Source organism: Dongia sp. P2_B8 (genome assembly GCF_056404715.1).
Genome location: NZ_JBFUDM010000001.1, coordinates 725,203 through 736,992, shown reverse-complemented (window position 1 = coordinate 736,992; position 11,790 = coordinate 725,203). Strand labels below are relative to the sequence as shown.

Sequence of the window (11,790 nt, the reverse complement as noted above, 5' to 3'; positions counted from 1 at the left end):
AGAGTAGCGCGATGGATATCCCCAGCATCAGCCAAACATTGGCTGACAACACGGCAGCCGCTGCAGCCAACGCCAGTACCACCCCGGACGCGCTCGGCGGCCTTTCCGATACCTACGACAATTTCCTGACCCTGCTGACCACGCAGCTCCAGAACCAGGATCCGCTCTCACCCATGGACACCGCCCAGTTCACCCAGCAGCTGGTTGCCTTCTCCTCGGTCGAGCAGCAGATCAAGTCGAACAAGAATCTGGAAAAGCTGATCAACCTGCAGGGTGCGACCAACGCCTATTCAGCGGTCAGCTTCATCGGCACCGACGTCGCGATCGACAGCGACAAGGTCATGTTGCAGGACAAGCACGCCCGCTTCGATTACACGCTCGATAAATCCGCGACCAAGGCAACCCTCACCATCCGCGATAAGAACAACCAGGTCGTCATGATCACCGAGGCGGACCACAGTGTCGGCACGCACCCGGCGCAGTGGGATGGTACCGACGTCTTCGGCAATCAGCTGCCAGATGGCCAATATACGGTCGCCGTCAGCTACGAGGATGCCGCCGGCAAGCAGTACACGGCACCTATCACCAGCTACGGCACGGTTGATTCGGCCGACATCGTGGATGGGGCCGTTTATCTCAATGTCGGCACCATTCGTGTGCCGCTGGACAAGGTCCAACACATCACCAAGCCGGTGGCCGACGACGCCTAAGGCGATCAAACTATTGTATTTTCAATGGATTTTATCGGTTTTGCCGACATCTAATGAGCGCGATCGATAGCCTGTTTAGGACTTTTTTAAATGGCCTTGGCGTATGAATGGTCCGAACCGAGACCAGACAAACGGGAGATCCCCCCCAGGATGCCCAGCATGGCCATGGCAGAATTGAGACCAGCACAGAACAGCCTGATTGATGCTCAACCCAAGAGCATCGACGATTTGCCCCCACCAGGCACCCGCCGGTGGGTGATCCGTCGCAAGGCGGAGGTGGTCGCTGGCGTCCGCGCCGGCCTGATCAGCATCGAAGAAGCCTGCAAACGCTACTCACTCTCAGTCGAAGAGTTCCTTTCCTGGCAGCGCGCGATCGATCGCCATGGGCTTCGCGGCCTGCGGACGACGCGCATTCAGGATTATCGTACTATCGATCGTGTCGAGCCTGAGGATGAATCCCCACACTCGTGAGTGCTTGAGGTAATATTCCTTAATGCCTGTGGATTGCTGAAGAAATATTAACCATATCAAATAGCTAGCTAGGCAGAATCTTCTCAGGTTCTAGGCAATTTTTTCCGCCGTTAATCTCTCTTTAAACCCTGGTTCCTATTCTGACACTCGTTTCCGACATGGTTTGGAGCCGAACTCAAGCAATTCGACGAAAATTTTAGTATATAAAATTTTAGTCGAATTCGTGCGGCCGAGTCGGCAAAAGCTGCCTACAGGAGCGAGTGGCTAACGTGAATCCCTTTATGCAGACGTTGCGCAATCTTGGCCCTGTGCGACTTGCAAGTCTCGCCGCGGTGGCGCTGGCGCTGATTGCCTTTTTCGCCTTTATCGGCACGAGACTCACCACGCCGGGCATGTCCTTGCTCTATGGCGGGCTGGACGCGACGGATTCTGCCGCCGTCGCTGCCAAGCTCGAAGAGACCAAGGTGCCTTTCGAGGTGAAGGGCGACGGCGCCCAGATTTATGTGCCAGACGATCAAGTCGGCCGTGTCCGCCTCGCCATGGCGGGCGAAGGGCTGCCCAATGGCGGATCGATCGGCTACGAGATCTTCGATCGCGCAGACTCCCTCGGCACCACGAATTTTGTCCAACAGATCAATCAGTTGCGTGCATTAGAGGGTGAACTTGCGCGAACCGTCCGCTCGCTGCGCCAAGTAAAGGGTGCCCGCGTCCATCTGGTGATGCCCAAGCGCGAACTGTTTTCCCGCGACAAGGCCGAGCCGACGGCGTCGGTGGTGGTAACCCTGCAGGGCACGCTGGAAAAGGAACAGGTTGCCGCGATCCAGCATTTGGTCGCCTCCTCCGTCCCCGGCATGAAGACCGCCAATGTGTCGGTCATCGACGATAAGGGCCATCTGTTGGCCAAGGGTGGTTCCGAAGACGAACTGACCTCGGCAAACGCCGACGAGATGCGCCGCGCCTTCGAACTGCGCATGACCCAGGCGATCGAGGAATTGCTGGCCCAGACACTGGGCGCCGGCAAGGTGCGCGCCGAGGTCACCACCGATCTCGACTTCAATCAGGTTACCACCAACACCGAAAGCTTCGATCCGGATGGCCAGGTCGTCCGCTCCACCCAGACAGTGGACGAGAACGAGCAGAGCAACGAAAAGACCGCCAACAACAACGTCTCAGTTGCCAACAATGTGCCCAACCCGCCGGCTGCAGCAGGTGGCGGCGCCGGCGATACCAGCAACAGCACCACTCAGCGTACCGAGGAGACCGTCAATTACGAGATCTCCAAGAAGGTGCAGACCGAAATCAAGCATAGCGGCGACGTGAAGAAGCTGTCGGTCGCCGTGCTGGTCGACGGCACCTACACCATCGCCCCCGACGGGACCCGCGCCTACGCGGCCCGGCCGCAGGCCGAGCTCGATCAGATTTCTGCCCTGGTGAAATCCACGGTCGGCTTCGACGCCCAGCGCGGCGATGTCGTCGAAGTCATCAACATGCAATTCGCCGAGCCGGAAGTGACCGACGAAGGCGTCAATATCCTTGGCCTCGACAAGGCCGATCTGATGCGCATCGCCGAACTGGTGGTGCTCTCGCTGGTCGCCGTCCTGGTTCTGCTGCTGGTCGTGCGTCCGCTCCTCAACCGCCTGCTGGCGATCCCGGGAGCCGCTCCCGAACAGTTTGCGATCGCGGGTCCGGGTGGCGCTGCCCTGCCGCCGGGTGCTGCGGCCGCCTTGGCCCTCCCCGGTTCGGTACCGGATTTGGCGGCGCTGACCAGTGGCCAGCCGACCAGCATGGGTGAAATCACCAACATCGCCAATGAGATCGAACAAATGATCGACATCAACCAGGTGGAAGGCCGCGTGCGTGCCTCGTCTCTCAAGAGGATCGCCGACCTGGTTGACCAGCACCCGGAACAGGCAGTGAATATCATGCGTCAGTGGATGTACCAGGAAGCCTGACATGCGCAGCAAGGATGATTATAGGTCCCTGACCGGAACGCAAAAGGCCGCCCTCCTGCTGATGTCGGTGGGTGAAGAGAGTGCGTCCAAGCTCTTTGCCATGATGCACGACGACGAGATCCGCGAGATCTCGCAGACCATGGCCAATCTGGGCACGGTCAGCGCCACCGTGGTCGAGCGTCTGTTCGTCGAATTTGCCGATGGCATCTCCTCGACCGGCTCGCTCACCGGTACCTTCGAATCGACCGAACGCCTGCTGATGAAGGTGCTCGACAAGTCGAAGGTCGACCAGATCATGGAAGAAATCCGTGGTCCGGCCGGTCGCACGATGTGGGACAAGCTTTCCAACGTCAACGAAAGCGTGCTCGCCAACTATCTGAAGAACGAGTATCCGCAGACGGTTGCCGTCGTTCTCTCGAAGATCAAGTCGGATCACGCCTCGCGCGTCGTTGCCCTGTTGCCGGAAGCCTTCGCCATGGAAGTCATCATGCGCATGCTGCGCATGGAATCCATCCAGAAGGACGTGATCGACGACGTCGAGCGCACGCTGCGCAACGAGTTCCTCTCCAACCTTGCCCGCTCGTCGAAGCGCGATGCCCACGAACTGATCGCCGAGATCTTCAACAATCTCGATCGCAACACCGAACAGCGCTTTGTCACCGCCCTCGAAGAACGCAACCGCGATTCCGCCGAGAAGGTGAAGTCGCTGATGTTCACCTTCGAAGATCTCTCCAAGCTCGATCCGGGCGGCGTGCAGACTTTGATGCGCGGCGTCGACAAGACCAAGCTGCCGATCGCCCTCAAAGGCGCGTCCGAAGGCCTGCGAGACCTGTTCCTGTCCAACATGTCGGAACGCGCCTCGAAGATGCTGCGGGAAGACATGGCCGCGATGGGACCGGTGCGCCTCAAGGATGTCGAAGAAGCGCAGATGACGATGGTCAACCTCGCCAAGGAACTGGCGGCCAAGGGCGAACTGATCCTGGCCGACAGCAAGGGCGAAGACGAACTGATCTATTGATCTGGGGAACAGTGGTTTGAAAACGGTGCGCAAATTTCTCTTCGAGACCGACTTCGACGATGCCGACCCGGCGACGTTGCGGACGCTTGCGCGCAAGGCGAAGAGCGAAGCAGCGGCTGTCGTCGAACCCCCGCCCCCGCCGCCACCGCCGCCGGAACCGACTTTCAGCGAAGCGGAGATGGCCGAAGCCCGCACTACAGCGCATGCCAAGGGCCTGAAGGAAGGCATTGCCAAGGGCCGTACGGAAGCCCAGGCCCAGATCGAAGCGCAGATCGGCGCGGTTCTCGCAACGCTCAACGCGCAGATTGCCGCAATGAAGAGCGACCTCTCCCAGGACCGTGCCGCGATCCTCGGCGAAGCAGCGACGCTGGCGCTGGCCATGACCGGCAAGATGCTGCCGGAATTCACGCGCCGCGGTGGTCTTGCCGAGGTCGAGGCGGTGATCGAACGCTGCCTTGTGGATCTGCGCCGCGAACCGCGCCTGACTGCGCGCGTGCCGGCCGGCCTGCTGCCGGATCTCGAAGCCAAGATCGCATCGCTGGCGGCTGGCAAGCATTTCGAAGGCCGCATCAATCTGATTGGCGATGACAGCCTGGCCGACGCCTCCTGCAGCATTGAATGGGCCGATGGCGGCCTTGAGCGCCATAGCGATGCCATTTGGCAGCTGGTCTCGGCGGCGCTCGATCGCTGCCTGACCCTGCAGGACATCACCCCTGCCCCCGCGCCGACATTGGCAGTGGCGGCGGATACCGCAATTCCGGCTGACCAGGCCGGGTCTGAAAATGTCGGCAGCGACCAAAGCAACCGACCGACCGAGGAGTGAGTCATGGGCGACGAAGAGAACCTGCAATTGCAGGAATTCGATGAGCAGGCTGCCGGCAGCCCTGATACCACTGCCGAAGGCAACCGCGTTCCGACCAACGCCAAGGAACTGGATGCCGTCTATGACGTGCCGGTCCAGGTCTCGGCCGTGCTCGGCCGTGCCACCATGCAGGTAAGCCAGCTCCTGAAGCTCGGCCGCGGTGCCGTGGTCGAGCTCGATCGCAAGGTCGGCGAGGCCGTCGACATCTATGTCAACAACCGCCTGGTCGCGCGCGGCGAGGTCGTCGTCGTGGAAGACCGGCTCGGCGTGACCATGACCGAAATCATCAAATCCGATCGCGGCTGATTAGGCAGCAGGAACAGCAAGCATGTCCGACACAGCCAACGAGCCGATCCAGAACTTCACCGCCAAGAGCGACCAGCCCTTGCGGCTGGAGCCGGTGCGCCAGGGTCTTGATATGGCGACCGTGATGGGCCTGCTGGGTGCCCTGGCGCTGATCGGCATCGCGATCGTGCTCGGCGGCAACTGGCTGGCCTTCGTCGACGTGCCGTCGATCCTGATTGTCGTGGCTGGCACCTTTGCCATCACCACCGTCTCCTACTCCTGGTCGGAAGTCATACAGGCACAGCCGCTGATGGCGCGTACCCTGCTGAAGCGCAGCCAGACCCCCAATGAAGCGGCCGCCAAAACGCTGCAGCTTGCCGAACGGGCACGGCGGCGCGGCCTCCTCGCCATGCAGAACGAACTTTATGGCCTGAAGACCGATCCCCTGCTGTTGCGCGGCATGACCATGCTGGTCGACGGCATGCCGATCGAGGAAATCGAGCGCAACCTCACCTTCGAAACCCATGCCATGGCGCAGCGCCATCAGCGTTCGACCGGCATCCTGCGCCGTGCGGCTGAAGTTTCACCAGCCATGGGCTTGATCGGCACCCTGATCGGTCTGGTGCAGATGCTGGGCTCGCTCAATCAGCCGGAAGGCATCGGCCCGGCCATGGCGGTTGCCTTGCTCACCACCTTCTACGGTGCCGTGCTGGCCAATGTCATCTTCCTGCCGATTGCCAGCAAGCTCGAACGCAATTCAGCCATCGAATTGCTGATCAACCAGATCTTCATCCTGGGCGCCCTGTCGATCGGGCGGCAGGAAAATCCGCGGCGACTGGAACTGGTGCTGAACACCATTCTGCCAGCCAGCCAACGCGTCAAATATTTCGATTGAACGGAGACTAACCGATGCGACTTCTCATCGTCGGATCCCTTGATGGCCACATCACCCTGGCTGGCAAGATTGCCATCAGCCGGGGCGCCAAGGTGGCGCATGTCGACGATGTCGACCAGGCCATGACCGCCTTGCGCAACGGCCAGGGTGCCGAGCTGATCATGTTCGATGTCAGCCTCGACATTCACCGCATGATCGACAGCCTGAAACGCGAGCGCATCAGCATTCCGGTGGTGGCCTGCGGCATCGGCACCTCGGCTGAAATCGCCGTCCGCGCCATCAAGGCCGGCGCCAAGGAATACATCCCCCTACCGCCGGATGCCGAACTGATCGCCGCCGTCCTTGCTGCCGTCACCGAAGAGAGCTCGGCCTTCATCTTCAGCGACCCCATCATGAAGGCCACGCTGAAGCTTGCGGACCAGGTAGCACCGTCCGATGCCAGCATTCTCGTCACCGGCGAAAGCGGTACCGGCAAGGAAGTGATGGCGCGCTATATCCACACCCATTCCAAGCGCTCCAACAAGCCGTTCGTGTCGGTCAATTGCGCCGCCATCCCGGAGAACCTGCTGGAATCCGAATTGTTCGGTCACGAAAAGGGCGCCTTTACCGGCGCCATTGCGCGCCGCATCGGCAAGTTCGAGGAAGCGACCGGCGGCACCCTGCTGCTCGACGAAATCAGCGAGATGCATCCGCGCCTGCAGGCAAAGCTGCTGCGCGCCGTCCAGGAACGGGTCATCGACCGTGTCGGCGGTTCGCAGCCGGTCCGGGTCGATATCCGCCTGATCGCTACCTCCAACCGTGACATGCAGGAAGAAGTGCGCAAAGGTACCTTCCGCGAAGATCTTTATTTCCGCCTCAACGTCATGTCGCTGGAACTGCCGCCACTCCGCGAACGGCCCGGCGATATCGCCCTGCTGGCCGAGCATTTTGCCCATAAGTATGCAGCCGCCAACGGCGTGCAGATCGACTCCATCGCACCGGATGTTCTCGACACGCTGCGTGCCCACGAATGGCGCGGCAATGTGCGCGAGCTTGAGAACACCATGCACCGCGCAGTCCTGCTGACCCACTCGCCGATCATCGAGCAGGACGCCATCATGCTGACCGGCGGCCGGGGCCTGCCCGCGGTGGGTGCCGGCATGATTGCCGCCAGTTCACCCACCGACAGTGCTGTCGCCAAGGCTGCCGCCGTAGCGGCTGCGGGTACCACGGCGCTGGTCGGCCGTACCGTGGCCGCGGTCGAGCGCGATCTCATCATCGACACGCTCAGCCATTGCCTCGGCAACCGGACCCATGCCGCCAACATCCTCGGTATTTCGATCCGGACGCTGCGCAACAAGCTCAAGCAATATAATGACGAGGGTTTTGCCGTACCGCCCGCCCATGGCGAAAGCGAAGCTGCCAGTGCCTGATCGTGCTGTGCCTTATCGTGCTAGGACTATGGATTTCCACGCCTGATTGCCCGCTATTGTTTGAATAAGTTGTGATGAAGGGGTAGCGGTCGATGACCGACACGACGACGGGGAATAACAACGCGGGCGGCGCCGGCATGGGCGCGCTCGGCCAGGCCATCAAGTTCATGAAGCGCGGCGAGATTGCGCTCGCCCTGGGCTTGGTCTCCGTTCTCTCGGTGCTGATCTTCCCGATGCCGGCCTGGCTGCTGGACATCTCCCTCGCCTTCTCCATCACCGTCTCCATCCTCATCCTCATGACGGTGCTGTTCATCGAGAAGCCGCTCGACTTCTCGAGCTTTCCCACGGTCCTGCTGCTGGTGACGATGCTGCGCCTGGCGCTGAACCTTGCTTCCACCCGCCTCATCCTGACCCATGGCCATGAAGGCACTGACGCTGCCGGCCACGTGATCCAGGCCTTTGGCGGCTTCATCATGAGCGGCAATTACGTCATCGGCATCATTGTCTTTGCCATTCTCGTGCTGGTGAACTTCGTCGTCATCACCAAGGGTTCCGGCCGCATCGCCGAAGTGTCTGCGCGCTTCAGCTTGGACGCCATGCCCGGCAAGCAGATGGCGGTCGACGCCGACCTCTCGGCCGGCCTCATCGATGAAAAGGAAGCCAAGCAGCGCCGCAAGACGCTGGAAGACGAAAGCAACTTCTTCGGTTCCATGGACGGTGCCGCCAAGTTCGTCCGCGGTGACGCCATCGCCGGCCTGATCATCGTCTTCATCAACGTCATCGGCGGCATCATCATCGGCGTGGCGCAAGAAGGCCTCTCGATGAGCGAAGCGGCCTCGACCTACACGCTGCTCACCGTCGGTGACGGCCTCGTCTCGCAGATCCCGGCCCTGATCGTGTCGACCGGCGCCGGCATGCTGGTGACCAAGGCCGGCGTCTCCGGGTCGACCGACAAAGCGCTCTTCAAACAGCTGTCCGGCTATCCGGCAGCGCTTGGCCTTGCCGCCTTCCTGATGTCGCTCCTCTCTCTGATGCCTGGCATCCCGACCGTCCCGTTCATGAGCCTTGCCGCTATCACCGGCACCATGGCGTTCCTGGTCATGCGCCATCAGCACAAGGTGGTGGCCGAAGCGGCGCAGGCGGTGGTGACCGAACAATCCCATGTACCCGTGGCAGAAGAGCCGATTTCGACCGCCCTGCAGCTGGACGCGATCCGGCTCGAGCTCGGCTACGGCTTGCTTGGTCTCATCAACACCGAACGCGGCCATCGCCTGACCGACCAGGTGAAGGCGCTGCGCCGGCAATTGGCGGGCGAGATGGGCTTCGTGCTGCCGGCCGTCCGCATTCAGGACAATCTGCAGATCAACGCCAACTCCTATGTCATCCGCATCAAGGAGATCGAGGCGGGCCGCGGCGATCTCCGCCCCAACATGATCCTGGTCATGGATCCGCGCGGCGACAAGATCAACATGACCGGTGAGGAAACCACCGAGCCGACCTTTGGCCTCCCCGCCATGTGGGTCGATCCCAGCGCCCGCGAGGAAGCCCTGTTCCGCGGCTACACCGTGGTCGATCCGGCAACGGTCATCACCACGCATCTCACCGAGCTGGTGAAGGACAACATGCAGGAACTGTTGTCCCACGCCGAAACGCAGAAGCTGCTCGATGAGCTGCCCAAGGAGCACCAGAAGCTGGTGGCCGACATGATCCCCGGCCAGATTTCCGTGGGCGCCGTGCAGCGCGTGCTGCAGGCACTGCTCACCGAACGTATCTCGATCCGCGATCTCGCCAACATCCTGGAAGGCGTCGCGGAGGCCGTCGGCTATTCGCGCAATGTGAACGCCATCGTCGAACATGTCCGTGCGCGGCTCGCGCGCCAGATATCCGATGCCGCCACAGACAATTCGGGTGTCATCCCGCTGGTGACCTTGTCGCCGGAATGGGAACAGGCCTTTGCCAATGCCGTGCGCGGCGATGGCGAGGAACGTCAGTTGGTGATGGCGCCCAGCGAATTGCAGCAATTCATCCAAAGTGTCCGGCAGACCTTCGAGCGCTTCGCCATCATGGGCGATAGCCCGGTCCTGCTGACCAGCCCCGGCATCCGCCCCTTCGTACGCTCGATCGTGGAGCGTTTCCGGCCGGCGACGACCGTCATGTCGCAGAACGAGATTCACCCGAAGGCAAAGATCCGCACGCTCGGCCAGATTTGACCATGCGCAGACTCGTTCAGGCCTCATCTAGATCGTCATCCCCGGACTTGATCCGGGGATCTGCCGGCAACATTTCGGCAACAGAAGCTGATCCCCGGGTCAAGCCCGGGGATGACGATTCTTTAACGACAAGACACACCTGACATGCGTCTCAGGACCTTCAACGCACCCAGCATCAAGGACGCCATGGCGCTGGTGAAAGCAGAGCTTGGCCCCGATGCCGTCATCCTGAACACCGAGCAGATCGGCAAGGCTTTCAAGATCACGGCCGCCTTGGACCGCGAGGCGATCCTGGCCCAGCCACGCGGTGTCCAGGCGAGCGGATCCGGGGCCCTCGATCCTCTCGATGCCATCGCCCAGGCGCTTGAATTTCACCGCGTGCCGGCGGCTCTTGCCGAACGCCTGACCCATCAGGCGGCGACCGTGCTGATGGAAAATCCCCACCAGGCACTGGCCGCCGCGTTGCGGTTGCGCTTTCCGAGCCAGCCACTGACCGAGCGCAAGCCTGCACGACCGGTAATGCTGGTGGGCCTGCCAGGTGCCGGCAAAACTGCGACGCTTGCCAAATTGCTGGCGCGCGCCAGATTGCGCGACTGGCCAGCCATCGCCATCACCTGCGACGTGGTGAAGGCCGGCGCTATCGAACAATTAGGCACCTATACCAAGGCCTTGCAGGTGCCGGCCTATCGCGCCAAGGATGCCGCGACCTTGAAGCGCGCGGTCGAGCAGGCACCAGCCGGTGCCTTCGTGATCATCGACACCGTGGGCAGCAATCCGTTGGACAGTGGCGACCTTGCCCATGTCAGCGAGCTCGCCGAAACGGTCAAGGCCGAAATGGTTCTGGTCATGGCCGCCGGCGGCTGCCCGGTCGAATCCGGTGAACTGGGCCAGCTCTTTGCCGAAGCGGGGGCCGTCCGGCTCATCCCCACGCGGATTGACGCGGCGCGGCGCTACGGTGGTATTCTGGCGGCTGCGGAAGCAGGCAGGCTGTCCTTGGCGGAATTCGGTGTTTCGCCGGAAATCGCCAGCGGCCTGGAAATCGCCGGTGCCGAACGCCTCGCCGAATGGCTGCTCCAGACGGTGATGGCCGTACCTAAATCGTCGGCACGCGACCTGCCTTTGCAAGCAAATGGAATTCGATCATGAGTGAATCGGCATGAGTGAACAGGGTCAATCCGCCACCAAGCCAGTCAACCTCGCCAAGGAGGCGGCGACGATTGGCGGCGCCATCGCCATCGCCTCGGGCAAGGGTGGCGTCGGCAAGACCTGGCTTGCCATTTCGCTGGCCCAGGCCCTGGCGCGCGGTGGTGACCGCGTCGTGCTGTTCGATGGCGATCTTGGCCTTGCCAACGTGGATATCCAACTGGGCTTGACCCCGGCCATCGACCTCGGCACAGCACTGGACAGGCAATTGCCCCTGGCACGGGCAGCAACGCGCAGCTCCGCCGGTTTTGATGTGATCGCCGGCCGCTCCGGTTCCGGTAGCCTTGCCAACATGCCGCTGCACAGGCTCAACATACTCGGCGCCGGCTTGCGCGATGTCGCCACAAACTATGACCGGGTGGTTGTCGATCTGGGCGCTGGCATCGACCGGCCGGTGCGCCTGCTGGCGGCCCTGTGCGCCACCATCATCGTGGTCGCCAACGACGAGCCGACCACGCTCACCGACGCCTATGCCTTGATCAAGATGCTGACGGCCGACCAGGCGACCTCCAAGATCGGCATCGTCGTCAACAGTGCCCAGGATGTCATCCAGGGCGAACAGACCTATGCGACCCTGTCCAAGGCCTGCCAGAACTTCCTCAAGATCAACCCGCCCCTGTTCGGCATCATCCGCCGTGATCCCAAGGTGAAGGACGCGATCCGCGCGCAGACACCGTTGCTCACGCGCCATCCCGGCACCATCGCCGCGCAGGATGTCGAAGCGCTGGCTGGCTATATCGTGGCCAGCCGGGCGCGCAACGCTCCCAACTAG

Annotated in this window: 11 protein-coding genes; all 11 read left to right on the top strand. The window is 61.9% G+C overall.

The window, feature by feature from the left end; translation table 11 throughout:
- The first annotated feature begins 11 nt into the window (after window positions 1-11).
- On the top strand, window positions 12-710 hold the full coding sequence (locus tag AC1DWZ_RS03355; protein ID WP_477167444.1) for a flagellar hook assembly protein FlgD: 699 nt from the start codon (window positions 12-14) through the stop codon (window positions 708-710).
- A gap of 159 nt (window positions 711-869) precedes the next feature.
- Complete coding sequence (gene sciP, locus AC1DWZ_RS03350; RefSeq protein WP_477167443.1) at window positions 870-1,181, top strand: CtrA inhibitor SciP; 312 nt, start codon at window positions 870-872, stop codon at window positions 1,179-1,181.
- Window positions 1,182-1,450: 269 nt separating this feature from the next.
- A complete protein-coding gene (fliF, locus tag AC1DWZ_RS03345; RefSeq protein ID WP_477167442.1) occupies window positions 1,451-3,133 on the top strand; it encodes a flagellar basal-body MS-ring/collar protein FliF in 1,683 nt (560 codons plus the stop codon).
- 1 nt (window position 3,134) lies between these two features.
- A complete protein-coding gene (gene fliG, locus AC1DWZ_RS03340) occupies window positions 3,135-4,151 on the top strand; it encodes a flagellar motor switch protein FliG (protein ID WP_477167441.1) in 1,017 nt (338 codons plus the stop codon).
- 16 nt (window positions 4,152-4,167) lie between these two features.
- Window positions 4,168-4,974: a FliH/SctL family protein gene (locus AC1DWZ_RS03335; RefSeq protein ID WP_477167440.1), complete on the top strand. Its 807-nt coding sequence runs from the start codon at window positions 4,168-4,170 to the stop codon at window positions 4,972-4,974.
- A 3-nt stretch (window positions 4,975-4,977) separates the two neighbouring features.
- Window positions 4,978-5,319: a flagellar motor switch protein FliN gene (fliN, locus tag AC1DWZ_RS03330; RefSeq protein WP_477167439.1), complete on the top strand. Its 342-nt coding sequence runs from the start codon at window positions 4,978-4,980 to the stop codon at window positions 5,317-5,319.
- 22 nt (window positions 5,320-5,341) lie between these two features.
- Window positions 5,342-6,193: a motility protein A gene (locus AC1DWZ_RS03325; RefSeq protein ID WP_477167438.1), complete on the top strand. Its 852-nt coding sequence runs from the start codon at window positions 5,342-5,344 to the stop codon at window positions 6,191-6,193.
- 14 nt (window positions 6,194-6,207) lie between these two features.
- Window positions 6,208-7,605 (top strand): sigma-54-dependent transcriptional regulator FlbD, encoded by a 1,398-nt coding sequence (gene flbD / locus AC1DWZ_RS03320; RefSeq protein WP_477167437.1) that lies wholly within the window; start codon window positions 6,208-6,210, stop codon window positions 7,603-7,605.
- Between the two features lie 92 nt (window positions 7,606-7,697).
- Window positions 7,698-9,815 (top strand): flagellar biosynthesis protein FlhA, encoded by a 2,118-nt coding sequence (gene flhA, locus AC1DWZ_RS03315; RefSeq protein WP_477167436.1) that lies wholly within the window; start codon window positions 7,698-7,700, stop codon window positions 9,813-9,815.
- 144 nt (window positions 9,816-9,959) lie between these two features.
- Window positions 9,960-10,961, top strand: coding sequence for a flagellar biosynthesis protein FlhF (locus tag AC1DWZ_RS03310; RefSeq protein ID WP_477167435.1), 1,002 nt, complete (start codon window positions 9,960-9,962; stop codon window positions 10,959-10,961).
- Window positions 10,962-10,971: 10 nt separating this feature from the next.
- Window positions 10,972-11,790 (top strand): nucleotide-binding protein, encoded by an 819-nt coding sequence (locus tag AC1DWZ_RS03305; protein WP_477167434.1) that lies wholly within the window; start codon window positions 10,972-10,974, stop codon window positions 11,788-11,790.